Origin of the sequence: Dactylosporangium sp. CA-092794, assembly GCF_050948465.1 — a bacterium.
GTDB lineage: Bacteria > Actinomycetota > Actinomycetes > Mycobacteriales > Micromonosporaceae > Dactylosporangium.
Window position 1 is genome coordinate 3,704,083 of record NZ_CP192044.1, and the last position, 24,099, is coordinate 3,728,181.

Annotated in this window: 23 protein-coding genes; 11 read left to right on the forward strand and 12 right to left on the reverse strand. The window is 71.5% G+C overall.

The genetic code is table 11. From position 1 onward, the window contains the following. Nucleotides 1-45 precede the first annotated feature (45 nt). The 3 genes from ACQPXD_RS15940 to ACQPXD_RS15950 form a co-directional block, all read right to left on the reverse strand. Complete coding sequence (locus ACQPXD_RS15940) at nt 46-2,220, reverse strand: MMPL family transporter (RefSeq protein WP_432839081.1); 2,175 nt, start codon at nt 2,218-2,220, stop codon at nt 46-48. 279 nt (nt 2,221-2,499) lie between these two features. Then, on the reverse strand, nt 2,500-3,366 hold the full coding sequence (locus tag ACQPXD_RS15945; protein ID WP_432839083.1) for an HAD family acid phosphatase: 867 nt from the start codon (nt 3,364-3,366) through the stop codon (nt 2,500-2,502). Nucleotides 3,367-3,967: 601 nt separating this feature from the next. Next, entirely contained in the window at nt 3,968-4,285 is a 318-nt protein-coding gene (locus tag ACQPXD_RS15950; protein WP_432839084.1) for a hypothetical protein, read from the reverse strand. A 70-nt stretch (nt 4,286-4,355) separates the two neighbouring features. On the opposite strand from ACQPXD_RS15950, the gene ACQPXD_RS15955 reads away from it, so the two are divergent. Then, nucleotides 4,356-4,715 (forward strand): response regulator, encoded by a 360-nt coding sequence (locus ACQPXD_RS15955; protein WP_432839086.1) that lies wholly within the window; start codon nt 4,356-4,358, stop codon nt 4,713-4,715. Here the strand turns inward: ACQPXD_RS15955 and ACQPXD_RS15960 are convergent. From ACQPXD_RS15960 to ACQPXD_RS15970, 3 genes are all read right to left on the reverse strand, one after another. Beyond that, nucleotides 4,696-5,370, reverse strand: a complete 675-nt coding sequence (locus tag ACQPXD_RS15960; RefSeq protein ID WP_432839088.1) for a response regulator transcription factor — start codon at nt 5,368-5,370, stop codon at nt 4,696-4,698. The two genes, ACQPXD_RS15955 and ACQPXD_RS15960, sit on opposite strands and share 20 nt — an antisense overlap. Next, nucleotides 5,357-7,108, reverse strand: coding sequence for a sensor histidine kinase (locus ACQPXD_RS15965; protein WP_432843864.1), 1,752 nt, complete (start codon nt 7,106-7,108; stop codon nt 5,357-5,359). Before ACQPXD_RS15965 ends, ACQPXD_RS15960 begins: the two co-directional genes overlap by 14 nt. Before the next feature lie 219 nt (nt 7,109-7,327). Further along, a complete protein-coding gene (locus ACQPXD_RS15970; protein WP_432839090.1) occupies nt 7,328-8,512 on the reverse strand; it encodes an ROK family transcriptional regulator in 1,185 nt (394 codons plus the stop codon). A 342-nt stretch (nt 8,513-8,854) separates the two neighbouring features. On the opposite strand from ACQPXD_RS15970, the gene mmsA reads away from it, so the two are divergent. The 5 genes from mmsA (at nt 8,855) to ACQPXD_RS15995 (ending at nt 15,347) form a co-directional block, all read left to right on the forward strand. Next, nucleotides 8,855-10,402: a multiple monosaccharide ABC transporter ATP-binding protein gene (mmsA, locus tag ACQPXD_RS15975; protein WP_432839092.1), complete on the forward strand. Its 1,548-nt coding sequence runs from the start codon at nt 8,855-8,857 to the stop codon at nt 10,400-10,402. Then, nucleotides 10,399-11,694 carry a multiple monosaccharide ABC transporter permease gene (mmsB, locus tag ACQPXD_RS15980; RefSeq protein WP_432839094.1) on the forward strand — a complete coding sequence of 432 codons (1,296 nt, stop codon included), beginning with the start codon at nt 10,399-10,401 and terminating at the stop codon, nt 11,692-11,694. Before mmsA ends, mmsB begins: the two co-directional genes overlap by 4 nt. Nucleotides 11,695-11,767: 73 nt before the next feature. Beyond that, nucleotides 11,768-12,886: a substrate-binding domain-containing protein gene (locus tag ACQPXD_RS15985; RefSeq protein WP_432839096.1), complete on the forward strand. Its 1,119-nt coding sequence runs from the start codon at nt 11,768-11,770 to the stop codon at nt 12,884-12,886. A gap of 79 nt (nt 12,887-12,965) precedes the next feature. Then, on the forward strand, nt 12,966-14,141 hold the full coding sequence (locus ACQPXD_RS15990) for an ROK family protein (RefSeq protein ID WP_432839098.1): 1,176 nt from the start codon (nt 12,966-12,968) through the stop codon (nt 14,139-14,141). Between the two features lie 528 nt (nt 14,142-14,669). Next, complete coding sequence (locus tag ACQPXD_RS15995) at nt 14,670-15,347, forward strand: DUF6082 family protein (RefSeq protein ID WP_432839100.1); 678 nt, start codon at nt 14,670-14,672, stop codon at nt 15,345-15,347. Here ACQPXD_RS15995 and ACQPXD_RS16000 read toward each other — a convergent pair. Beyond that, nucleotides 15,344-15,592 (reverse strand): hypothetical protein, encoded by a 249-nt coding sequence (locus ACQPXD_RS16000; protein WP_432839102.1) that lies wholly within the window; start codon nt 15,590-15,592, stop codon nt 15,344-15,346. The two genes, ACQPXD_RS15995 and ACQPXD_RS16000, sit on opposite strands and share 4 nt — an antisense overlap. 305 nt (nt 15,593-15,897) lie before the next feature. Further along, nucleotides 15,898-16,092, reverse strand: coding sequence for a hypothetical protein (locus tag ACQPXD_RS16005; protein ID WP_432839104.1), 195 nt, complete (start codon nt 16,090-16,092; stop codon nt 15,898-15,900). Between ACQPXD_RS16005 and ACQPXD_RS16010 the strand changes: the two genes are divergently transcribed. Next, the gene (locus ACQPXD_RS16010) at nt 16,078-16,368 is read left to right on the forward strand and encodes a hypothetical protein (protein ID WP_432839106.1); all 291 of its coding nucleotides are present in this window, start codon (nt 16,078-16,080) and stop codon (nt 16,366-16,368) included. The genes ACQPXD_RS16005 and ACQPXD_RS16010 overlap by 15 nt on opposite strands. Nucleotides 16,369-16,372: 4 nt before the next feature. On the opposite strand, the gene ACQPXD_RS16015 is transcribed toward ACQPXD_RS16010, so the two are convergent. The 3 genes from ACQPXD_RS16015 to ACQPXD_RS16025 form a co-directional block, all read right to left on the reverse strand. Continuing rightward, nucleotides 16,373-17,233, reverse strand: a complete 861-nt coding sequence (locus ACQPXD_RS16015; RefSeq protein WP_432839108.1) for a type 1 glutamine amidotransferase — start codon at nt 17,231-17,233, stop codon at nt 16,373-16,375. 69 nt (nt 17,234-17,302) lie between these two features. Continuing rightward, entirely contained in the window at nt 17,303-17,707 is a 405-nt protein-coding gene (locus ACQPXD_RS16020; RefSeq protein ID WP_432839110.1) for an FMN-binding protein, read from the reverse strand. Between the two features lie 17 nt (nt 17,708-17,724). Next, nucleotides 17,725-19,092: a ferredoxin reductase family protein gene (locus ACQPXD_RS16025; RefSeq protein ID WP_432839112.1), complete on the reverse strand. Its 1,368-nt coding sequence runs from the start codon at nt 19,090-19,092 to the stop codon at nt 17,725-17,727. 94 nt (nt 19,093-19,186) lie between these two features. On the opposite strand from ACQPXD_RS16025, the gene ACQPXD_RS16030 reads away from it, so the two are divergent. Further along, complete coding sequence (locus tag ACQPXD_RS16030) at nt 19,187-19,675, forward strand: DinB family protein (protein ID WP_432839114.1); 489 nt, start codon at nt 19,187-19,189, stop codon at nt 19,673-19,675. Here ACQPXD_RS16030 and ACQPXD_RS16035 read toward each other — a convergent pair. Then, nucleotides 19,672-20,418 carry an IclR family transcriptional regulator gene (locus ACQPXD_RS16035; protein ID WP_432839116.1) on the reverse strand — a complete coding sequence of 249 codons (747 nt, stop codon included), beginning with the start codon at nt 20,416-20,418 and terminating at the stop codon, nt 19,672-19,674. The genes ACQPXD_RS16030 and ACQPXD_RS16035 overlap by 4 nt on opposite strands. A gap of 29 nt (nt 20,419-20,447) precedes the next feature. Here ACQPXD_RS16035 and eda point away from each other — a divergent pair, with 29 nt between their 5' ends. From eda to ACQPXD_RS16050, 3 genes are all read left to right on the forward strand, one after another. Next, nucleotides 20,448-21,080, forward strand: a complete 633-nt coding sequence (eda, locus tag ACQPXD_RS16040; RefSeq protein ID WP_432839118.1) for a bifunctional 4-hydroxy-2-oxoglutarate aldolase/2-dehydro-3-deoxy-phosphogluconate aldolase — start codon at nt 20,448-20,450, stop codon at nt 21,078-21,080. After that, nucleotides 21,077-22,171: a sugar kinase gene (locus tag ACQPXD_RS16045; protein ID WP_432839120.1), complete on the forward strand. Its 1,095-nt coding sequence runs from the start codon at nt 21,077-21,079 to the stop codon at nt 22,169-22,171. Before eda ends, ACQPXD_RS16045 begins: the two co-directional genes overlap by 4 nt. Nucleotides 22,172-22,352: 181 nt before the next feature. Continuing rightward, nucleotides 22,353-23,525, forward strand: coding sequence for an AbfB domain-containing protein (locus tag ACQPXD_RS16050; protein ID WP_432839122.1), 1,173 nt, complete (start codon nt 22,353-22,355; stop codon nt 23,523-23,525). Nucleotides 23,526-24,099: the final 574 nt, after the last annotated feature.

The window sequence follows — 24,099 nt, forward strand, 5'->3', positions numbered from 1 at the left end:
CGATCACAGTACCCGCCGCGTACCGGCCCTGCGGTGATCGCCACCTCATTCGACGGCGACGGGCTCCGGGCGCGCCGCCGGAGCGGGCGGGAGGGCGTGTTCGCGCAGGCCGATGCGCTCGTGCAACCGGCGCAGCGGGCCGGGCGCCCACCAGTTCCACCGCCCCAGCAGTGTCATCGTCGCCGGTACGAGCAGGCAGCGCACCACCGTCGCGTCGATCACGACGGCGGTCAGCAGGCCGACGCCGAGCTCCTCGATCGTGCCGAGGTCCGCGGCGGCGAAGCAGCCGAAGACCACCACCATGAGCAGCGCGGCCGACGTGATGATCCGGCCGGTGTGCTGCAGCCCGCGGCGCACGGCGGTGTCGGTGTCGTCGCCGCGCTCGACGTACTCCTTGATCCGCCCGAGCAGGAACACCTCGTAGTCCATGGACAGCCCGAAGGCGAACGCGAACACGATCACGACGACGAACGGGTCCAGGCCGCCGACGGTGAGCGTGTGCAGGACCCCGGATCCCCAGCCGTGCTCGAACACGGCCACCATCACGCCGAACGTGGCGCCGAGTGAGATCACATTGGCCAATATCGCCTTCACGGGTACGACCAGTGAGCCCGTCATCGCGAACAGCAGCAGCACCATCGCCACCAGCGTGACGGACACGGCTCCCGGCAGGTCGTCGGTGATCAGCCCGACGAGGTCGATGAGCGTCGCGGCGTCGCCGACGACCCAGGACCGCACGCCCTCGGGCCGGTCGCCGCGCAGCCGGTGCACCAGCCCCTGCGCCGCCGCGTCCTGCGAGCCGCCGCGCAGCACGAGGTCCACGGTGGACACCCCGTTGCCGGCCGGCTGGGCCGGCTGCACCCCGGCGACGGCCGGGTCGGCGGTCCACCGCGCCGCGTACGCGTCCAGCCGCTGCGGATCGGTGCGCGCCACGACGGTCACGACCGGCCGGTACGCGCGGCCGAAGCGCTGGGCGAGCTCGTCGGCGACCCGGGCCGACTCGATGCTGCGCGGTACCGCTTCCAGATGCGGCAGCTTGATCGTGGCGCTCAGCAGCGGCGAGCCGGCCGCCAGCAGCAGCGCGGCGGTACCCACGGCGATGAGGACCGGCCGGCGCTGCACGCCCCGGGACAGCCCGGCGAAGAACCCGCGCTCGTCGCCGTCGGCCCGCGCGGCCCGCTTGGACGGCCGGATCCGCCGGTGCAGCACGCCGATCAGCGCGCTGGTGAAGGTGAGCGCGGAGAGCATGGCCACGACCGCGATCGACACGCCCCCGGCGCCGAGCGCGCTCAATTGGTGGATGGAGAACATCATGAGCCCGGACAGCGCCGCGGCCACGGTCAGCGCGCTGAAGAAGATGGTGCGCCCGGCCGTCGCCCAGGCCCGCCCGACCGCCTCGGCCGGCTCGAACCCGGCCGCGACCTCCTCCCGGTACCGCGCCACCAGCAGCAGCCCGTAGTCGATCGACAGCCCGAGCCCGAGCAGCGTGACCACGGTGACGACGTTCTGGTCGAGGTCGGTGACCCGGGAGAACACCCACAGCAGCGGCATCGCGGCGGCCACCGACACGGCCGCGGCGAGCACCGGCAGCCCGGCCGCGACCAGCCCGCCGAACACGAACACCAGCACGACCAGGGTGAGCGGCAGCGAGATCACCTCGGCCCGCCCGAGGTCGGCCTGCTGGCCGTCGCGCAGCTCGGCGTTGAGCACCGGGTTCCCGCCGACCTCGACCGTGGCGTCCGGTACCCCCGCGGCGGCAAGATCGCCGTCGAGCCGGTGCAGCCGGTCCCGCACCCCGTCGATCACGCTGTCGCGGTCGGACCGGTCCAGCTTGGCCAGGGTGACGACCACCAGGAGCCCGTGGCCGTCCGTCGCGAGGTAGGCCGGCGCCTGCTGCGGCCCGGCCGAGTAGGGCGTGGCGACCCCGCGCACGCCCGGCAGCCCCTGCGCGTCCTTCGCCCCCGCCTCGACGACCGCGCGGACGCCGGCGGCCTGCGGGTCCACGCCGGATATCAGTCCGATGACGGTACCGGTGGAGTCGTTGCCGGTCGCCACCGCGTCGAGCCCGTCGATCGCCTCGACGTGCTTGGGGTTGCTCGCGTCCGCGATCGCCCCGAACACCGGCCCGAAGGCCAGCCCGCCGAGCACGACCACGACCAGCCACACGCCGATCACCGCCCAGCGGTGCCGGAAGCAGTACCGTCCGATCCTCGCCACCATGCCGCCAGCTTCTCAGGCCCGGCCCCGCCCCGGGCCGGTAGGGCTGGCCTACCCGACCCGGCGCTTCCACAGCGCATGGTTCGGCATCGTCGTCCACTCGGCCCATTCACGCTCGTCCTGGGCCGCGCCTGACCGCGATCCTCGCGCGGCCGGTTGGTCTTGGCACCGCGGACCTGGCAGCGCCGGGCCGCCCGTTCAGGGCAGGCCCGGCGCGGTGTCTCGCGGGAGGAACGGTCAGATCGTGACGCGGACCCGAGTCCCGGAACATTGTTCAGGCGGTCAGGGCAGGTAGTAGTTCGGGTTGGGCAGCTTGAACGTGCGGTCGGCGTGGCCGCCCTCGAGGTCGCTGTACTGGTCGCCGAAGTTGGCGACGATCTCGTAGCCCAGCGACTCGATGTGCGCGCGGGTGGCCGACTTGTAGTGGATGGTGGTGCAGGAGCCGTTCGGGTCGGCGGCGCAGGCGGTCTTCAGGTAGTCCGGGTAGTCGGCGACGGCGGGCTTGGTGAACAGGCCGTCCTCGCCGTCGCTGAGGGTGGTGGGCTTCGGGAAGCCGGCGTCCACGCCGATGCCGTCGGCGGTCAGGTTGCCCAGCGTCGCCGCCTCCTGGGCGGCGCCGCGGCCGGTCAGGAAGATGATGGCGTAGCCCTCGCGCTCGGCCGTCTTCGCCAGTTCTACCATGCCGAAGACGGCCGGGAAGCGCTGCTCGGTGACGAACTGGGCGTTGGTGGCCGGGTTGTAGGCCCAGTTGCTGAACACCTCGTAGTTCCACGTCACGAGCGCGGTGTCGTCGACGTCGAGGAGGATCGCCTTGGTACCGCGGACATGGTGCCGGCTCGCCAGCCAGCGCTGGCCGTCGGCGGCGACCGAGCGGGCCTCCTTGGCGTAGTTGCTGTCGGCGGCGGCGACGCCCGTGCCGAGCGGGTCGCCGTAGTAGTTGCGCAGTTGCTGGCGCAGTACGTCGATGTTGGTGACGTCGCGCTCGGAGCGCGGCGTGAACGTCTTGATCGCCGGCTCCGCCGTGACCGCGGCGTAGGCGATGCCCCCGCCGGTCAGCGCGGCCGCCAGCAAGGCGGCGACCGCGACGAACAGGAACCGCTTCGATGGGCGGCGGCGGCCTTCCGCCGGTGCTACGGAGATGTCGGACAAGGTCGGATTCCTCCCGATCGACAAATCGATGTTGTGCAGCAGCAACGTAGCCCCGCTCCGGCGAGTCCGCAGCGCGGCGCGGATGGCGGCCCGCGCCGTGAGTTGCGACCGGCCGTCGCCACGGCTCACCGAGGCGGCCGTCGATTGGGCACGGATGCCTCGTGCCGAGGCCGCGGCCCTCGGCGCGAGGACAACGCGCGGTTCCTGGCCCGGTTCCTGGCCGTGGTTCCTGGCCGTGGTGACGAGGCCCGCGACGAGGCCGGACATCGCGGGGGAGCGGGCGGCCGCGGATCGTCAGGAACGACTGGTCGACGCCGGGGTCAGCGTGTATCCGCACTGCACGGACGCGAACGGCGGTCGTCGGCGTCGGTTCGACCCGGCCCGGGCTGATCGAGTGCCGGCCCCGCGACCATAACTCTCCGCGATCATGCGGCAGTGGTCGCCGTTCACGCACTTTTTCGTGATCGTGGAGCGAAGACGTACCTCCTGGTACCAGAAGACTCCGCGATCATGGAAAACCGTTGGTGTCGTGGGTGATTGGGCATGATCGTGGAGACTTGTTGCGCGCCGCCCGGTCGGCCGGGTGGCGGCGTGTTGTGACTTAACGGGATATATCGCTCGTCGGGGTATATGTCCGAAAAGTCGTGGCGCGGAGCGCCCGACTTTTCGGTAGGGGCTGGCGGGGGCGGCGGATGAGTGACGGCACGGCGACGGCGGCCGTTGCGGTGACGGTCAGGGCGAGCCAGAGCACCGGGTAGCCGCCCGAGACGTCGCCGAAGCGGACGAACGTCAGCCAGTACCAGTTGTGCGCCTCCGAGGCGAGCCGCGCGCCGGTCCGCTCCCAGGTCGAGTCGAGGAGCAGCAGGCCGGCCAGCTCCGCGATCAGCAGATAGCCGAGCGGGCGCGCGTCGCGATGCACCGTGGGGTCCCGACGGTCGTCAGGGCTAGCCCTGACGACACTCGGCCCGGGCCGCGGCAAAGGTGACGAGGTGACGTCCCGCGTGCTGATCGTCGACGACCACGCCGGGTTCCGCCGCCTGGCCCGCACGCTGCTGGAAGCGGAGGGTTTCGAGGTCGCCGGCGAGGCCGCGACCGGCCGGGACGCCATGGCGATGGTCGCGGCGATGCGGCCGGACGTGGTGCTGCTGGACATCCGGTTGCCCGATGTCGACGGGTTCGCCGTGTGCCGCGGCATCCGGGCGGCCTGGCCGCACATCCGGGTGGTGCTGTGCTCCGTGCACCGGATCACCGATTACGGCTCGAGCTACGCCGGCAGCGGCGCCCACGGTTTCGTCGTGAAGGACGACTTCTCGGCCCGGCGGATCGCGCTCATGCTTGGCCCTGAGTAGCCCGCCAGTACATCAGCACCGCCAGCACCCGCTGGTGGGTGTCCTTCTCGTCCTCGATGCCCAGCGCCTGGTAGACCGCGCGGCAGTGCGTCTCCACGGTGCTGCCGCCGATGTTGAGGCGGGCGCCGATGGCGCTGTTGCTCAACCCCTCCGCCATCAGCGCCAGGACCTCGACCTGCCGGTCGGTGAGCCCGGCGAGCCCGTGGTGCGGCCGGCCGCCCAGCAGCAGCGCGGATATCTCCGGGTCCACCACGCAGCCGCCCGCGGCGATCCGGCGCACCGCCGTCACGAAGCCGTCCTTGCCGCTCACGCGCTCCTTGAGCAGGTAGCCGACCTTGCGCATGCCGCCGGCGACGAGCATCGTGAAGTACTGCGCCTCCACGTACTGCGACAGCAGCAGCACGCCGACGTCGGGATGCTCGCGCCTGAACTCGATGGCGGCGTGCAGGCCCGTCGGGCCCGGCCCGGGCGGCAGCCGGATGTCGATGATCGCCACGTCGGGCCGGGCCGCGGCCACGGCCCGCTGGAGGCGCACGGCGTCGGCGGTCTCCGCGGCGACGTCGACCCCCTCGTGGCGCAGATGTTCCACGAGCAGTTCCCGGTAGAGGGCGTGATCCTCGGCGATCACGGCCCGGACGGGTCTATCGTTGCGCATCGTCGGCTTCCTCCACGGTCGTCCCCGGCAACACCGCGGTGAGCACGGTGCCCTCCCCGGGCGGGCTGTCCACGGCGAGGCTGCCGCCGATCGCGTGCACCCGGTCCTGCAGTCCCAGCAGTCCCCGCCCCCGCTCGACGCTCGCCCCGCCCTTGCCGTTATCGGTCACGCACACCGTCAGGGCGGCGCCGGTGTACTCCAGCCGTACGGTGGCGCGCGTGGCCTGCCCGTGCTTCAGCATGTTGGCGAAGGCCTCCTTGACCAGCAGGTACACCGTGTACTCGAGCGTCGGCTCCAGCCGGGGCAGCTCGGCGCGGGTCACCTCGACGGGAATCGGCATCGCCGCGGTGAGCGACTCCACGGCCGGGACGACGCCGAGGTCGGTGAGCGCGGCCGGGCGCAGGCCGTGCGCGATCTCGCGCAGTTCCTGCGTCACGTCCCTGAGCGCCCGGTCGCTGCGGCGCAGCGCCTCCAGCGCCGTCCCGTCGGCCCGGCCGTCGAGCGCGGTGACCGCCTGTCTGAGGTACGCCGCCGCGACCGCGAGGTTCTGCTGCGCGCCGTCGTGCAGGTCCTGCCCGAACCGTTGCCGTTCCGCGTCGGTGGCCGCCACGATCCGTTCCCGCGAGCGCTGGACCTCGGCCAGCATCTCGCCGGCCAGGCGCTGCCGCTCCAGCGCGACGGCGGTACCGGCGATCACGGCGTCGAGCCTGACCCGGTCCTCCCGCAGCGCCGGGTCGTGGATCAGGACCGCGAGGGGGCGACCGTCGAACGCCACCCGGGTCACCGCCCGGGACTCGCCGTCGTGCGCCCACGCGATCCGGCGGCCCTCGTCGTCGACATAGGATCCACTCGCGTTGTCCCACAGCCCGACCTGTAACGAAGCGTCGCGCAGGCTGCGCGCGAGCAGCGCCCGCAGAGTCGGCACCGATCCGCCGGCGGACGTCCCCAGTTCGACCAGCAGCGAGTCGACGCGCGAGGGTCCGATCCGCACCCGCAGCACCCCGGCGAGGAACCCCAGCGGCAGCAGGCAGCACCACACCTTGTAGGCCACCAGCACGGCGCGGGCGACGGGCCCGTCGTAGCCGGCGATCCCGCCCACGGCGGTGGCCAGGGCCCCGGCGACACCGGTGATGAAGACGGGGGCGAGCACGGCCCGCATCGGCCATCCGGCGCGGATCCAGCGGTGCAGCAGGACCACGACCACGCCGCACGCGACGAGGCCCCCGGCCAGGTCCATGCTGTCGACCACGAACTGGACGAATCGCGGATCGTCCCAGATCATCAGCAGGTTGGGCGGTTTGTCCTGTCCCCGGCTGGCCGGGGAACAGAACAGCATCCCGAAGGCCGGCCAGACGACGGCCACCAGGTAGGCGGCTGCGGCCAGCGCCCGCTGCACCCGCGACGTGAGCCGTCCCGCCGGGTACGCCAGCACGAGGTGGGCACCGAGCGCGGTGGAGACGTGCGAGAGCAGCCCGCCGACGGTGAACACCCACGGTACCCACGAGAACTGCAGGTCCTCCGCGAACCATCCGGCGCCCACCAGCACCATCAGCAGGCCGGTGCGGTTGTCCGGCTTGCGGAACTGGGCGACGACCCCCGCCGCGAGGAAGAGCAGCCCGGTCACGCCGCCGAAGACCAGGTCGGCGATCGGATGCGAGCCGTCCTCGGCCTTGAGCGTCAGGCCGGCGACCCCGACCGCGGCGCCAACCGCGGCCAGCAGCACCACCAGCGCCCTCATCCTCACACTGCGTGTGTAGTCGACGCGCGCAACCGCGTCAGCGCGAGCGGAAGGCGCCCGGCGCGGTGCCATGGCTGCGCTTGAAGGCAGCGGCGAAGGCGCGCGGCCGCACCGGGCGCGCTGACCCCGGCCCAGGCGTTCCCGGCCGGGGAGACCCTCGCCGCGCTGCCGCTGACCTGGCGTGTCGACGGCTGAGGGGCGCGTCGGCGGCTGAGGCGATCAGCCGGCGAGGAGGGCGGAGACCTGGGGGGAGAAGGTCGAGTGCAGGACCAGGGCGGCACCGCCGATCGCCGCGGCGTCGTCGCCCAGGGGGGACAGGGCCACGTCGACCTGGCGGATGCGGCGGGCGATGGCGCGTTCCCCGAGCGCCCGCACCGTCGCCTGGCGGAACTGGGCCTCGACGTGGCGGATGCCGTGGCCGCCCAGGATGATCAGCTCCACATCGACGATGTTGACGACGTTGACGGCCACCGTCGCGAGGCGTTCGGCGGCCTCGCCGATCACCGCGTGGGCGAGTGGATCACCGGCCGCGGCGGCCCGGCAGAGTGCGGCGTGGTCCACAGTGGACGGTGAGCGCCGGAAGGCCGCCGAGAGAGCGCTCTCCGCGCCGGTGGCGAGGCGGCGGTGGGTCTCGGCGACCAGGGCGGCCGGGTTGATCATGCTTTCGAGGCAGCCGCGGTTGCCGCAGTAGCAGTCGGGACCACTCTCCGTAACCGAGGTGTGGCCGAACTCCGCCGCGTTCATCGAGCCGCCCCGGTGCACCTGGTGGCCGAGGACCAGGCCGCCGCCGACGCCGGTGCCGAGGAAGAAGTACGCGAAGTTCGCCACCCCGCGGCCCGCGCCCGCCCACCGCTCGCCGATCGCCGCCGCCGTGGCGTCGTTGTCCAGCGTGACCGGCAGGCCGGTGGCGTCGGCCACCATCTGCTTGAGCGGCACCCGGGTCCAGTCCGACAGCTGCGGCGGCGAGATGACCTCGCCGAGGGACTGGTCGATCGGGCCGGGTGAGGCCAGGCCCAGGCCGAGCACGCGGTCGCGGGCCACCCCGGCCTCCGCGAGCACGGCCTCGACCAGCCCGGCCATCGCGGCCGTGACCTTGGCCGGATCCATGTCGGCCGGGGTCGGCCGGCGGGCCGTCACCAGCGGCCGGCCCAGCAGGTCGACCACCACGCAGGCCAGCTCGACCGGGTCGAAGTGCAGGCCCACGGCCCGCCCGGCGTCGGGGTTGATGCGCAGCACGGTGCGGGGCTTGCCGCCGCTCGAGGAGCGGGCGCCGTCCTCGCGGACGATGCCCTCGTCGATCAGCCGGCGCACGATGCCGGATACCGTCTGCGGGGTCAGGCCGGTGCGCTCAGCGATCTCCACGCGGCTGGTCCCATCCGCCAACTGGATGTGGTCCAGCACCACGGCCCGGTTATATTGTCCGACCTTGGGGAGATTTGTTCCGACCTGCCGCACTCAGCCTCCCGCCTACGTACCGTTACCTACATGATGCCCCGCGGCGTTGACTTAGTAAAGCAATTGGATTTAGGCTCGGACACACGCAGGTAACACCCCGAGCACGTGAGAGCGCTTCCCCGGGGGCTGCGGCGACCGCCCAGGCGCTAGATCATTGCCAGATTGTTACCGAGAAACGACCGACGGGACTGGGCAGGATCGCGACACTGAAATAAGTTGGTCGTCACAACAAACTGGTTGGCGGCAACGCCTCGGAGGGAACATGATGTCGGTGGCAAGGCGGCTCGCGTCATGAGCACCGCACCGATCCTGCTCGAGATGCGGTCGATCACCAAGGAGTTCCCGGGCGTCAAGGCGCTCAGCGACGTCAACCTGGTGGTCCGTGAGGGCGAGATCCACGCGATCTGCGGCGAGAACGGCGCAGGCAAGTCGACGCTGATGAAGGTCCTCAGCGGCGTCTACCCCTATGGGTCGTACAGCGGCCAGATCTTCTACCAGGGCTCGGAGGTTCGCTTCGGCGACATCCGGTCCAGCGAGAAGGCCGGCATCGTGATCATCCACCAGGAGCTCGCCCTGGTGCCGCACATGTCGATCACGGAGAACCTGTTCCTGGGCAACGAGCCCAAGCACAACGGCGCCTACGACTGGAAGGGCGCCAACCGCACGGCATACGAGTTGCTGGCCAAGGTCGGCCTGCGCGACAACCCGGACACCCTGATCAAGGACATCGGCGTCGGCAAGCAGCAGCTGGTCGAGATCGCCAAGGCCTTCGCCAAGGACGTCAAGCTGCTCATCCTCGACGAGCCGACCGCCGCGCTCAACGAGACCGACTCCCGCCACCTGCTCGACCTGCTGCGCGAGTTCAAGCAGCAGGGCATCACCTCGATCATGATCTCGCACAAGCTCAACGAGATCGAGGCGATCGCCGACTCGATCACGATCCTGCGCGACGGCAAGACGGTGGAGACCCTCGAGGTCGGCGCCGGCGGCGTCGACGAGGACCGCATCGTGCGCGGCATGGTCGGCCGCGAGCTGCACAACCGCTTCCCCGAGCACACCCCGCACATCGGCGAGGTGTTCTTCGAGGTGCGCAACTGGACGGTCCGCCACCCCATCTCGGCCGAGCGCCTGGTCTGCAAGAACTCGAGCTTCAACGTCCGCCGCGGCGAGATCGTCGGGTTCGCCGGCCTCATGGGCGCCGGGCGCACGGAGCTCGCGATGAGCCTGTTCGGCCGCTCCTACGGGGTGTATCTGTCCGGCCAGATCTTCAAGGACGGCAAGGAGATCCAGCTCCGGTCGGTCGCCGAGGCCATCAAGCAGGGCCTGGCCTACGTCAGCGAGGACCGCAAGTCCATCGGGCTCAACCTGCTCGACGACATCAAGACCTCGATGGTGGCCGCGAAGCTGTCCAAGATCACCCACCACGGCGTGATCAACCAGGTCGAGGAGCACCGGGCCGCCGAGGAGTACCGCGAAGCCCTGCGGGTCAAGGCGCCCACCGTCGACGAGGGCGTCACCAAGCTCTCCGGCGGCAACCAGCAGAAGGTCGTGCTGGCCAAGTGGATGTTCACCGACCCCGACCTGCTGATCCTCGACGAGCCGACGCGCGGTATCGACGTCGGCGCCAAGTACGAGATCTACGGCATCATCCAGCGGCTCGCCGACCAGGGCAAGGGCGTCATCGTCATCTCCTCCGAGCTGCCCGAACTGCTCGGCCTGTGCGACCGCATCTACACCGTGTTCGAAGGCACCATCACCGGTGAGGTCTCCCGCAGCGAGGCCAACCCGGAACTCCTCATGAAGCAGATGACCTCTACGAAGAAGATGCCGACGCGATGAGCCGATTCAAGGAACTCCAGAAGAACCTGTTCGGGGGCACGACCTCCAACGCCCGCCAGTTTACGATGATCTTCACGCTGGTGTTCGCCCTCGTGCTGTTCCAGATCCTGACGGACGGGCTGACGCTGAACTCCGGCAACCTGATCATCCTGACCCAGCAGTACGCCTACATCTCCGTGCTGTCGATCGGCATGTTGATGGTCATCGTGGCCGGTCACATCGACCTGTCGGTCGGCTCGATCGCCGCGTTCGTGGGCATCATCGTGGCCAAGGCCATCAAGTCCGGACTGCCCTGGGAGCTGGGCATCGTGCTCGGCCTGGTGGTCGGCGCGATCATCGGCGCCTGGCAGGGCTTCTGGGTGGCCTACATCGGGGTGCCGGCGTTCATCGTCACCCTGGCCGGCATGCTGCTCTTCCGCGGTGGCAACCAGTTCATCGGTAGCGCCGAGACGATCCAGGTGCCGGACGGCTTCAAGCAGATCGGCGCGGGCTACCTGCCGGAGTGGGGACCGAACACCGGCTACAACAACTCGACACTGGTCCTGGGCCTGCTCGCCGCGCTCGCGGTCATCTGGCGCGAGCTGCGGGCCCGCAGGACCCGCCGCGAGATGGAGGCCGAGCCGATTCCGGCCTGGATCACGATCCTGCGCCTGGTCATCATGGTCGGCGTCATCGTCTTCGCCACGCTGCGCTACGCGGGCGGCCGGGTCGGCACCAGCTTCCCGATCTCGGGCTGCATCCTGGCCGCGCTCGTCATCGCGTATTCCTTCTACACCCGCAACACCCCGGGCGGCCGGCACATCTACGCGGTCGGCGGCAACGCCCGCGCCGCCGAGCTGTCCGGCGTGAAGCTGCGCCGGGTGAACTTCTTCGTCATGATGAACATGTCGGTCCTGGCCGCCCTGGCCGGCATGATCTTCGTGGCCCGCTCCGGCGCCTCCGGCCCGCAGGACGGCAACGGCTGGGAGCTCGACGCCATCGCGGCCGTCTTCGTCGGTGGCGCGGCGGTCTCCGGCGGCATCGGCACCATCGGCGGATCGATCGTCGGTGGTCTGGTCATGGCCGTGCTGAACAACGGCCTGCAGCTCATCGGCGTGCAGACCGACCGGGTGCAGATCATCAAGGGTCTGTTCCTGCTCGCCGCCGTCGCGCTGGACGTCTACAACAAGAGCCAGGGTCGTTTCTCGATCATCGGTTCGATCATGCGACCCTTCCGCCGGCAGGAACTCACCGAGCCGGACGCGCCAAACCAGGCCGGCCAGGAGTCAATCAAGACCCCGGTCGCCGGCTGAACCACCCGCCGCACACCCGCGGCACGACGCCCCTATCCCCAGTAACATCCCGAAAGAAAGGGCTTTCCTAGCCATGCGCAAGTTCCTCAACCGGAGCCTCGCGGTCAGCGCCGTCGCGCTGCTCGCGCTGTCCGCCGCCGCGTGCGGCAGCAGCGACCGTGACACCTCCAGCAGCCCGTCCGGTGGCGCGGCCAAGGGCTTCGCCAAGGACGCGCTCATCGGTGTCGCCCTGCCGTCGAAGACCTCGGAGAACTGGGTCCTCGCCGGTGACCTGTTCACCAACGGCCTCAAGGACGCCGGTTTCAAGTCCGACGTGCAGTACGCCGGCGCGTCGACCCCGGTCGCCGACCAGCAGTCGCAGATCTCCTCCATGGTCACCAAGGGCGCGAAGGTCATCGTCATCGGCGCGACCGACGCCGCGCAGCTCGGCACCCAGGTCAAGCAGGCCAAGGACGCCGGCGCGGTCGTCATCGCCTACGACCGGCTCATCACCGGTACCGCAGACCTCGACTACTACGTCGCGTTCGACAACTTCAAGGTCGGCCAGCTGCAGGGCCAGGCCCTGCTGGACGGCATGAAGGCCAAGAAGCCGACCGGCCCGTGGACCATCGAGCTCTTCTCCGGCTCGCCGGACGACAACAACTCGGGCGTGTTCTTCAACGGCGCGATGGACGTGCTCCAGCCGCTCATCGACAAGGGCGACCTGATCGTCGGCTCGGGCCAGAAGGACGTCAAGCAGACCGCGACCCAGGGCTGGAAGGCCGAGAACGCGCAGTCCCGCATGGACGCGATCATCACCTCGACCTACGCCAAGGGCGACAAGACCCTCGACGGCGTGCTGTCGCCGAACGACACCCTGGCCCGCGCGATCATCACCTCGGTGAAGGCCGCCGGCAAGCCGATCCCGGTCGTCACCGGCCAGGACTCCGAGGTCGAGTCGGTCAAGTCCATCATGGCCGGCGAGCAGTACTCGACGATCAACAAGGACACCCGCAAGCTGGTGGCCCAGACCGTCGCCATGGTGCAGAAGCTGCAGGCCGGCTCCGAGCCGGACATCAACGACACCAAGTCCTACAACAACGGTGTCAAGGTCGTCCCGTCGTACCTCCTCCCGCCGGTCATCGTGACCAAGGCGAACGCCGCCGAGGCCTACGCGAACGACCCGAAGCTCGCCCCGCTCACCAAGCCGTAGTAACACCGGCAAGCGCGTCGTGGGTCCTCGGAGCTGTCTTCCGGGGACCCACGGTCGTCCAGAGGCGAAGGGACCACGTGTGTCCACCAGCCCGCAGGAGTCGGTGCGCAGGCAGAACCTGGGGGCCCTGCTCCGCTACGTGCACGTCCGCGGCGCGACGTCCCGCGCCGAGCTGACCAGCCGGCTCGGCCTCAACCGCAGCACCATCGGCGCGCTCACCGCCGATCTGGCCACCGCCGGCCTCATCGACGAGGGGGTACCGCAGGAGACCGGCCGCGCCGGCCGCCCCTCGATCGTCGTGCGGCCCCGCTCGTCCCGTGTCTACGGCTACGCGCTCAGCCTCGAGCTGGACCGCGTCCGGGCCGCCCGGATCGGCCTCGGCGGCAAGGTCCTCGACCGCCGCACCGCCGCCCGCCCGGATGGCGCCGACCCCGCGCCGACCATCGCCGCCCTGGCCGCGCTCGTCGCCGACATGCAGCCCGCCGCCGGCCGGCCCGCGGGCGACGCCGTGTTCGTCGGCTCCGGCCTGGCCGTCTCCGGCTCCGTCCGCCACCACCTCGGCTGGACGGATGAAACGATCGAACCGCCGCTGACCAGCGCGCTCGCCGACCGGCTGGGCACCGCCCGCCCGCCGATCCTGGGCGGCGTCGCCGACCTCGCCGCCCTGGCCGAGCACACCCGCGGCGCCGCGGCCGGCGCCGACAACGTCATCTACCTGCACGGCGACGCCGGCATCAGCGCGGGCATCATCGCCGGCGGCCGGCGCATCACCGGCTACGGCGGCCACGGCGGCGAGGTCGGCCACATGGTGGTCAACCCGACCGGGCGGCTCTGCGGGTGCGGCTCCCGTGGCTGCTGGGAGACCGAGATCGGCGAGCGCGCCCTGCTGCACCTGGCCGGCCGCACCGTGCCCACCTCCGGCGCCGCCGTCGCCGCCGCGGTCCGCGCCGCCGCGCAGGGCGACCCGGACGCCCGCGCCGCGGTCGTGCACGCCGCCGAGTGGCTCGGCTTCGGCGTGGCCAACCTGGTGAACATCTTCAACCCGACGATCGTGGTCTTCGGCGGCACGTTGCAGCAGTTGTACCTCACCGCCGCCGACCACGTCCGCGGCCGCCTGCTGGCCATGGCGCTGCCCGCCTGCCGCGACCACGTGGTGCTGCACACCCCGCTGCTGGGCGACGACGCCCCGCTGGTCGGCGCGGCCGAGCTGGCCTTCGAGCGGCTCCTCGCCGACCCCCTCGACACCACCCCGTAGCGCCAGCCGCACCGTTCCGCCGCAGGCCGCTGGGCCTGGCCGGCTCGGCGCAGCCGGACGCATACGTGGCATTCCTGGTGCGCTTGCCGACTTCGAGTTTCCGGGGGTCGGCGTCGAAGGAAACGGTATTCGCGGCCGGGCATTGCGTCGTAGTTGCGATACGTCAACCTGCGAGCAGGCAACCAGCGTTACCCCACGCGCGGACGGCAGCCGGTTAGTTGTCGGGTGGCGTCGGCCGGTCGTGCCCGGGGCGCCGAAAGCCGCCCGGTCGCTCAGTTTCCCGGCAGCGCTGCAGTGCCGACGGCAATGGCGGATTGCCAGTCACCGCCAGCACCCTGGGAGTCGTTGCAACTTGCAACTCGCCCGATTGACGGTTCTGGCGGCGATCAAGATTGTGGTGATGGGCATTCATTCATGGCCAATTCAGACGGGTCTTGTGGCCATGACTGCTCGATCTTGCCATGCTGAATTGCTTAGGGATCGTTCACTCGCCCATGCGGATCTTGCGAAGCCCGTCGGGAGGTCGCCGTGTCGGCACCGCTTCATCGCGATGAGCGATCGACGCGTCCGCGCCGCGTGGGCAAGTGGGTCATCATTGCCTCGATATCGGTGTCCATCCTGTGCATCGGCACGACGTTGGCCGGCGTGGCCATTCACCTCGTCGCGCCCGCTACCCTCCACGCCTGGGCAGACGTCGGACAGGCATTCGGGGTGTGGGCGGCAGTCGCTTCTACCGCCGGCTTCGCGGTACTGATCTTCACCGTACTGGCCCAGCGCGAGGATCTCCGGACCCAGCAGGACGACCTGCGCCAGCAGCGGACGGCGCTGGCCAAGGTCCAGGAGGACCTCCACTGCAACGCCGAGGTCGGCCTGTCGATGTTCCACCTGAACCTGCTGGAAATCGGTATTCGCAATCCTCGGCTCGCCTCCGTCTGGCCGTCCGGCGATACCGACCCGCCCGAGGACGTCCGAAGCATGCACATGTACTGCACGCTCATTCTCGAGGGAGTCTGGTTGAACATTCGTGCCGGGCGGTACGACAATGATGACGCGCGGGCGCAGCTTCGCTACTTCTTTACCAGTATTGCGTTCCGTGAATACTGGTCCGCCACGAAGACGAAGCGGCTGATGGCGCTCGCGGAAAATGGTCCTGAGGCCGCGTTCTTCCGCTTGGCCGAGGAGGTATATCGGGAACGGCGGTCCTAGGCCAGCCGGGCGATGTCCGGCTTTGCGTCCAGGAGAATGCTGCGATCCAGCACCACGAGGAACTCGTCGGGTCCAATCGACGCGTCCTCGGGGAGTTGTGCCAGCACGTCTTGGCTCCCAGCCGTGCCGATAACCGCAATGCGTCCGTCCGCGAGTTCAAACAGGTCCGGGCAGTTGATGTCAGACGTGCACCGATGCTTCGGAGAAACACCCAATCGCCTGGCACTGCGCACAGTATCCTCCATTTGAACGCAACGTAAAGTGAAGCGAGTTCGGCAATGGGAAACCGAAGCCCGGCCGCTCGTCGAGCGTGAAGCCTTGCCTACTGTAGAGCCAGGCGGCGATCGCGGTGCGGCGGGGCCGACAAAAACAACTTTGGTGGAGACCGACCCAATGGGCTGGACAATCAGGGGCTTCCGCATGGTTGGCGACCGCGGATAGTCGGTGCGACGCCGCACGGAGACGTCGGATCCTTAGTATCGGGTGCGGCATCGTCAAGGGCCGGTGTTCGACGCCGCGGGCACGAGGCCCAGCATGCCGCCGGCCGCCATCACCGCAGGCGCCGCACGTCGGGCGCCAGCGGGGCGATCGGGGTCAGCGCACCGGCCGGGTCCTGGGCCTGCGCGGCGCCGAGCCGCCGGCCGCCCGGCGGGCCCGGACAGCGGCGCCCGGCCCCCGGCGGACCACGTGCGAGGGCGGCCTGGGCCTCGGCCCGGGCGGAGCCGCGGGCATGGACGAGCGACACCGCTCGGGACACGGCCGGCGCAGCGCCGGCACCGCGCCGGCCAGCCCGCGGACCGCGGCCCGGGCGGTGGATGCCAGCGCGGCGGCCAACCTGACGGACACGGCTCGCGTGGCCGATACCGCGGTGGCGGCCCAGCCGGCGACCCGGGCGCGTGTGGTGGCCGCGGCCGTCGCGGCCAGCCGGAAGGCCGCGGCGCGCATGGTGGCCAAGGCCGTGGTGATCCGGGCGCGAAGGGGCATGATCCGATCATCGTGGGTCGCCCTGAGCGGACGCTGAGCCGCTACCGGCCGGCGGCGACCGGGGGCGACATGGCCGGGGCCACGTAGTAGCGCAGCCAGTTGTCCAGCAGCGTGCGCATCCGGGCCCGGATCTGCTGGTCGGCCCGGTCCAGGGACGCCAGGAAGGCCGCGTAGTCGGCGTCGGACGGGCCCAGGTGGCCCTCGGCGATCAGCTGCGGGCGGCGGGCGCGGGCCAGGCCGGCGGTGATGCCGGCCGTCAGCTCCGGGTGGACCTGCAGCGTGCGGGCGGTGGCGCCGATCGACAGGGACTCGTTGCGGTAGACCGCGCCGTGCGCCAGCTCGGTCACCGGGCCCAGGGGCGAGGTGCGCGGCACGTCGTACACGGCGTCGACGTGCGAGGTGAACACGTCGAAGGCGTCGGGCAGGCCGTGGAAGAGCGGGTCCCGGCGGCCGGCCGGGGTGAGGGTGAGCCGCTCGATGCCGAACCGGCGGCCGTGGTGGGCGACCTTGCACACCGCGCCGGCCGTCTCCGCCTTGGCCTGGTGCGACCAGCAGATGTGCAGCTCGGGCACGCCGCGGCGCTGGGCCTCGGTGAGGAACCGCTTGACGGCCCGGATCCACGGCAGCTCCTCGTAGGAGGAGTGCATGGAGCCGCCGCCGATGATGCCGTGCGCCTCGATCGTGTCGGGCAGCGGGTCGCCGTCGGCCACGTTGACCATGTGGATCTGGTCGGGGCCGAGCCGGGTGACCTCGGCGATCCAGTCGCGGTAGGAGGGCAGGCCCAGGTCCGCCAGCGGCCGGCACTCCTGCATGTTGAGAAACAGCACCCGGCAGCGCTGCCGGACGTGCGGCTGACGCCTCGGGACGCTGGAAGTGTGCCCTGTCGTATCAACGGCGGTCATGTTGATCGAATCGCTCCTCGCGGACACGGGAGCAGAGCATAACGCGGCACCGGGTGAGGCGGCGGCGAATCAGTCGATGTGCGCCGCGTCGAGGGCGGCCTGCAACGATTCCTTGTACCCGTCGCTGGTGACCGTCGCGCCCGAGACCGCGTCGATGTCCGCGCCCTGCGCCTGCAGCACCTCGGTCCGCAGCTGGGGCAGGGCATAGTCGTTGATCTGCTGGTCGCGTCGATTGTTGTCGGGGTACTGCACCGCCACGACGTCGGTGATCCGCCCGCCGTCGACGGTGATGCGCACCTGCACCGGCCCCCACCGGGTCTGCGCGACGGACCCGTCATAGGTCTTGCCGGCGGCGGCGTCGGCGATGACCGGAGCCGCGGTGGTACCCCCGGAACTGCCGACGCTCGTGCGGTAGCTGAACAGCAGCACCAGCGCCGCCACCGTGGACAGCAGCCAGAGCGTGATCCGGCGCATCAGCTCATCCCCTCAGCTCACCACTCGAACCGTTCGGTGTGCAGCCGCTCGTCGGCGACGCCGGCCCGGCGGGCCTCGTGCTGTACCGCATCCATCCACTCCGAAGGACCGCAGACGAAGACGTGGTGGTGGGCGACGCCCGGGACGACGGCGTCCAGGGACGTGCCGGCGCGGTTTCGGGGCAGCCACGACCCGGCCGCGCGCCGGCCGAGCAGCGGCACGATCCGCACGCCCCGGTGCCGGGCGAGCCAGGCCAGCTCCTCGCGGAACGCGAGATCGGCGTCGGTCCGGGCGCGGTACACCAGGGTCGCCTCACCCGCGGCGTAGGGCAGATCCCACAGCAGCGCCAGCAGCGGGGTGACGCCCACGCCGCAGGCCAGCATCGTCACCGGGCCGCCGCGGTACGACTCGCCGGTGAGCCGCCCATAGGGGCCCTCGATGAGCACCCGCGTGCCCGGCCGCAGGGTGGCCACCCGCGCGCTGCCGTCGCCGAGGTCCTTGACGGTGATCCGCAGCAGCCCCTCGCGCGGCGGCCCGGACAGCGAGTACGGGTGGGCGCGGCTCCAGCCCGGCCCGTCCAGGAACCGCCACAGGAAGAACTGCCCGGCCCGCACCGGCAGCCGGTCCAGGGCCCGGCCGCGCAGGTACACCGAGGTCAGCCCGGGCCCCTCCGCGCGCACCTCGCCGACCCGCAGCGCGTGGAAACCGCTGCGCCACAGCGGCAGCCCGATCCGGCAGACCAGCACGGCGCCGGCCGCCACGGCGTAGAGCGTCCACCAGTAGGCGCGGGCGGCGGCGGAGCCGATGAAGTCCGCACCCGTCCACAGCTGGTGCGGCAGGGCCAGGCCCACGCCGAGGTACGCGTACAGATGCAGCAAATGCCACGACTCGTAGCGCAGCCGGCGCCGGGCCACGCGCAGCGACGTCACCGTCACCAGCACCAGCGCGGCGGTGCCGGCGGCCGCCAGCAGCATGCCCGGATACGACACGACCAGGTCCCACAGCTCGGCGAACGCGTTCAGGTGCGCCGGCCCGGCGTAGCCGAGGGTGACCAGCGGGATGTGCACGACCATGAGGTTGAACGACGTGAACCCGGTCCACCGGTGCCAGCGGGCCAGCCGGTCCTGGCCGAACGCGCGCTCCACCAGCGGGATCCGGGCCAGCAGCAGCACCTGCAGCAGCATCAGGTCGGCGGCGAGCAGCCCGGCCAGCCGGCCGGCCGCGGTGACCGCCGTCCACCCGCCGGTGGCGAGGTCCGCGGCGCCGCCGCCGTGCACCCACAGCCCGGCCACGACGACCAGGCTGGCCGCGGCGGCGATCGTGGCCAGGTCGGCCCACCACCACGGGGTGGCCGCTCGTCGCAGCGGCGCCGCACCGATAGTCATGCGCTCAACGATCGGTGCGCCGGGTACCCGCGCGCTGTGCCGAGCCTGGGAATCAGCTGTGAGATGCGGCACCGACCGGCGGTACCGTATCCGCGTGGACCAGTGCGAGGAGTGCGGTTTCGGCTATCCGGGTGTCGGCGCGGCCGACGTCCCGCTCCGGCTCCGCGGATTCGCGCAGCGCTACGCCGGCGCCCTCGCCGCCGCGGCCGACGTGCGCCGCCGGCCGGAGCCCGACGTGTGGTCGCCGCTGGAGTACACCTGCCACTTCCGCGACGTGCTGCGCTGGCAGCGCGACCGGATCGAGCTGGCGCTGCGCGCCGACGCGCCCGAGTTCGTCCCGATGGGCCGCGACGAGCTGGTGATCACCGCGGCCTACAACCGGCAGGACCCGGCCGCGGTCGTCGACGGCCTGGCCGCCGCCGCGGACCTGCTGGCCACGGCGTTCGCCGCGCTCGGCCCGGCGGAGCTGGCGCGGGTGGGGCGGTATCCGTGGCCGGAGCCGGTCGAGCGCACCCTGCTGTGGCTCGGCCGGCACACCGTCCACGAGGGCGAGCACCACCTCATGGACATCGCCCGCGGCTAGAGGAACCGCCCGGCGCTCGCCGCCTTGGCCACCGCCTCGGCCAGGGCCTCGGCCACATCGGGGATCGTCGTGGCCGACACGCGGGTGCGGGGGATCGACAGGCTGATCGCGTCGGTCACCGGCGCGCGGGTGCCGACCGTGCGGGCCACGCACACGATGCCCTCGGTGTTCTCCTCGCGGTCCACCGCGTAGCCGCGGGCCCGGATCTCCGCCAGCTCCGCCCGCAGGGCCGCCCGGTCGGTGATCGTGTGCGGGGTCAGCGCCGGCAGCGGGTCGGGCAGCAGCGCGTCGACCTCGGCGTCGGTCCGGGCGGCCAGCAGCGCCTTGCCGAGCGCGGTGGCGTGCGCGGGCAGGCGGCGGCCGATCGCCGAGTACAGCCGCAGCGGGTGGACCGAGTCGCGCTTCGCCACGTAGGTGATGTCGGCGCCGTCCAGCCGCCCCAGGTGCGTCGCCTCGCCGAAGCGGGCGTTGAGCTCATCCAGGATCCCGGCGAGTAGCCCGACGGTGTCGTCGGCGTCGAGGTACGCCGCGCCGACCTGCAGCGCGCGCAGGCCCAGCCGGAACCGGCCGGTGGCCTCGGCCGCGATCCAGCCGCGGGCCGCCATCGTGCGCAGGATGCCGTGCAGGCTGCTCTTCGGGATGTCCAGCCGGCGGGTCAGCTCGGCCAGCGTCAATGGGCCGGCGGTGGCGAGCGCCTCGAGGATGTCGAGGGTCCGGTCGGCGGACTTCACGGGGTTGGTCACGAGGCTCCTCGTCCACTAGGGTCACATACGTGACCGACGTTCATCATACTGAACAGATAATCGCCGCCAAGAAGATCGTCCCCGTCGTCGTGCTGGAGGAGGCCGCCGACGCCGGGCGGCTCGCCGACGCCCTGCTCGCCGGCGGGCTGGGCTGCGCCGAGGTGACCTTCCGCACCGACGCGGCCGCGGAGGCCATCCGTCGCATGGCCGAGCGCCCCGACATGCTCGTGGGCGCGGGCACCGTGCTCACCGCCGCCCAGGTCGAGCGGGCCGTCGAGGCCGGCGCCCGGTTCATCGTCAGCCCCGGCTTCAGCGACGCCGTCGTGGCGCGCAGCCGCGACCTCGGCGTGCCGGTGTTCCCCGGCATCGCCTCGCCGACCGACATCATGCGGGCCCTGGACGCGGGCCTGTCCACCGTGAAGTTCTTCCCCGCCGAGCAACTGGGTGGGATACCGATGGTGAAAGCCCTGGCCGCCCCGTTCCGCTCGGTGCGGTTCATCCCCACCGGCGGGGTCAACACCGGTAACCTCGCCGCTTACCTGGCCGTGCCCGCCGTGCTGGCCGTCGGCGGCACCTGGATGGTCGCACCCGACCTGCTCGCCGCCCGCGACTGGGACGCCGTCACCGCCCGCACCCGATCCGCATTGGAGTCGATCTCGTGATCACCGTGCGTCCCGCCGCCGAGTGCCGCTACGACCTCGTCTCGCTCGGCGAGGTCATGCTCCGCCTCGACCCGGGCGAGGGGCGGATCCGCACCGCCCGGCAGTTCCGGGCCTGGGAGGGCGGCGGCGAGTACAACGTGGCCCGCGGGCTGCGCCGCTGCTTCGGCCTGCGCACCGGGCTGGTCAGCGCCTTCGCGGACAACGACGTCGGCCGCCTGCTGGAGGACCTGATCCTGCAGGGCGGGGTCGACCTGAGCTTCGTGAAGTGGCTGCCGTACGACGGGATCGGCCGCACGGTCCGCAACGGCCTCAACTTCACCGAGCGCGGCTTCGGCGTGCGCGGCGCGGTGGGCGTCTCCGACCGCGGCCTCACCGCCGCCGGCCAGCTGCGCGCCGAGGACGTCGACTGGGAGCACCTCTTCGGCGAGCTCGGCGTGCGCTGGCTGCACACCGGCGGTATCTACGCGGCGCTGTCGCCGACCACGCCGGAGACCATCGAGGCCTGCCTGACCGCCGCCCGCCGGCACGGCACCGTGGTCTCCTACGACCTCAACTACCGGCCCAGCCTGTGGAAGGCGGTCGGTGGCCAGGCCCGCGCCCAGGAGGTCAACCGGCGCCTCGCCGGGCTGGTCGACGTGATGATCGGCAACGAGGAGGACTTCACCGCGTGCCTGGGCCTGGAGGTGCCCGACACCGACATCCACGCCGGCGCGCTGGACGCGGCCAACTTCCGCACGATGATCGCCGCCGCCGTCGAGGCGTACCCGAACTTCCAGGTCGTCGCCACCACCCTGCGCGGCGTGCGCTCGGCGACGGTCAACGACTGGGGCGCGATCGCCTGGGCGGACGGCGACTTCGCCGAGGCCGCCCACCGCCCCGGCCTGGAGATCCTGGACCGGGTCGGCGGGGGCGACAGCTTCGCCTCGGGGCTGATCTACGGCCTGATGACCTTCGGCGACCTCAAGACCGCGGTGGAGTACGGCGCGGCGCACGGCGCGCTGGCCATGACCACGCCCGGCGACACGTCGATGGCGAGCCTGAAGGAGGTCGAGGCCCTCGTCGCCGGCGCCGGCGCCCGTGTGCAGCGCTGACCTTTGGCAATACTGGCTTTCGGTCAAGGCTGGCTCTGGCTTTCGGCCAAGGCCGGCTCTGGCTTTCGGTCGAGGCCGGCTTTTGGTCAAGATCGCACAAAATGCAAACATTTACATGGATGAAATCCATGCGTAGCGTCGGGATCCAACGCGATCACTCACCCCCGCGGGAGGATCCCCGATGCGTCGCCGCCTGCTCTCCGCGCTCGCCGCGACGGCCGCCACCGTCGCCGCGCTGCTCGCCGTGCCCACCGCCGCCCACGCCGAGTCCAACGGCGGGGTCCGCATCCTGCCGCTGGGCGACTCGATCACCGACGGGTTCAACGTCCCGGGCGGCTACCGGATCAACCTGTGGCGCGCCCTGGCCGCCGCCGGCCACCCGGTCGACTTCGTCGGCTCCCAGTTCAACGGCCCGTCGGACCTGCCGGACCACGACCACGAGGGCCACCCCGGCTGGCGCATCGACCAGGTCGACGCCAACGCCACCGCCTGGGTCTCGTCGACCGCACCCCGCAGCGTGCTGATCCACCTCGGCACCAACGACGTCATCCAGAACTACGACCTCGCCAACGCCCCCGCCCGGCTCTCCGCGCTCGTCGACCACGTCCGGGCCGCCGCCCCCGCCGCCGACGTGTTCGTCGCCTCGATCATCCCGCTGTCGGACGCGGGCCGGGAGGCGAGCGCGAACTCGTTCAACGCCACCATCCCCGGCATCGTCGCCGGCAAGGGCGCCAAGGTCCACTTCGTGGACATGCACGCCGCGCTCAACACCGGCGACCTCGCCGACGGCGTGCACCCGACCCGCGCCGGCTACGACAAGATGGCCGCCCGCTGGGCCGACGCCCTGGCCGCCGTGCCCGGCTCGGCCGGCGACGACGGCGCGCCGGTGTCCCTGCCGGTGAACACCAACGTCTCGCTGCGCGCCACCACGGCCTGCTGCACGAACCGCTACGCCCGGCACCAGAACGGCCTGGGCTACACCGAGGTGGTCACGTCCGCCAGCGACGCGCTGCTCAAGAACGACGCGACCTGGCGGATCGTGCCCGGCCTGGCCGGCGGCTGCTACAGCCTCCAGTCGCGTAACTACCCGACCTACTACCTGCGCCACCAGAACGGCCGCGTGAAGATCAGCCAGGACGACGGCACCGCGCTGACCCGCGCCGACGCCACCTGGTGCGGCCGCTCGGCGCCGGGCGGGGTGCGGCTGGCGTCGTGGAACTTCCCCGGGTCGTACCTGCGCCACATCAACAGCGAACTCTGGCTCGCCACGCCGGGCGGGACGGCCACGCAGGACAACGCCGCCAGCCTGGTACCGGACATCACCTGGGCCCTGACCACCCCCTGGGCGCCGTAAACCCCGACCGCGCCCCTCACGGCGGGTCCGCACCGACTTTGTTCGGTCGCGGCCCCGCCGGGGCTCGGTCTCCAGCGTCGCTTCACCGCGGCCCCCGCTTGTCCTCCGTCGTCTGGGGGCGGGGCGTGCAGGATGTCTCCGCGATCATGCGTGTTGCCGTGGCCACACCGCGGGTTTGCCATGATCGTGGAGACATTTGGTACACGGGGGTACATGTTCACTCCGCGATCATGAAAAACCGTGGTGTCGGTGGCGGGTCCGGCATGATCGCGGAGACTTGCCGTCGCGGCGGGCGCGGGGCGGCGGTCGCCGTGGTCGGTCGCCGCGGTCGGGCGGCGCGGTCGGGCGGCGCGGTCGGGCGGCGTCGGCGCCCAGCGCCGCACCACGTCCCAGATCGCGCTCTGTCCCCAGGTGGCCGGGCCGGCACCCGACCGGGCGGCCGCGAAGGCGAACTCGGACTCCACGCGGGAGAGTCTCACGTACCGATGGAGGCTGGTCGACGCCCGCGCGACCCCCGTATAGGGCAGGCCCGGCCATCGGTTCGGGACGGCTTGGGGGAAATTGCAGATGCTGC

Excerpts from the sequence above, each read along its gene's own strand:
- ACQPXD_RS15940 (WP_432839081.1), bottom strand. The coding sequence starts at position 2,220 with ATGGTGGCGAGGATCGGACGGTACTGCTTCCGGCACCGCTGGGCGGTG.
- ACQPXD_RS15960 (WP_432839088.1), bottom strand. The coding sequence starts at position 5,370 with ATGCGCAACGATAGACCCGTCCGGGCCGTGATCGCCGAGGATCACGCC.
- ACQPXD_RS15965 (WP_432843864.1), bottom strand. The coding sequence starts at position 7,108 with ATGAGGGCGCTGGTGGTGCTGCTGGCCGCGGTTGGCGCCGCGGTCGGG.
- mmsA (WP_432839092.1), top strand. The coding sequence starts at position 8,855 with ATGAGCACCGCACCGATCCTGCTCGAGATGCGGTCGATCACCAAGGAG.
- mmsB (WP_432839094.1), top strand. The coding sequence starts at position 10,399 with ATGAGCCGATTCAAGGAACTCCAGAAGAACCTGTTCGGGGGCACGACC.
- ACQPXD_RS15985 (WP_432839096.1), top strand. The coding sequence starts at position 11,768 with ATGCGCAAGTTCCTCAACCGGAGCCTCGCGGTCAGCGCCGTCGCGCTG.
- ACQPXD_RS16000 (WP_432839102.1), bottom strand. The coding sequence starts at position 15,592 with ATGGAGGATACTGTGCGCAGTGCCAGGCGATTGGGTGTTTCTCCGAAG.
- ACQPXD_RS16010 (WP_432839106.1), top strand. The coding sequence starts at position 16,078 with ATGGACGAGCGACACCGCTCGGGACACGGCCGGCGCAGCGCCGGCACC.
- ACQPXD_RS16015 (WP_432839108.1), bottom strand. The coding sequence starts at position 17,233 with ATGACCGCCGTTGATACGACAGGGCACACTTCCAGCGTCCCGAGGCGT.
- ACQPXD_RS16020 (WP_432839110.1), bottom strand. The coding sequence starts at position 17,707 with ATGCGCCGGATCACGCTCTGGCTGCTGTCCACGGTGGCGGCGCTGGTG.
- ACQPXD_RS16025 (WP_432839112.1), bottom strand. The coding sequence starts at position 19,092 with ATGACTATCGGTGCGGCGCCGCTGCGACGAGCGGCCACCCCGTGGTGG.
- ACQPXD_RS16050 (WP_432839122.1), top strand. The coding sequence starts at position 22,353 with ATGCGTCGCCGCCTGCTCTCCGCGCTCGCCGCGACGGCCGCCACCGTC.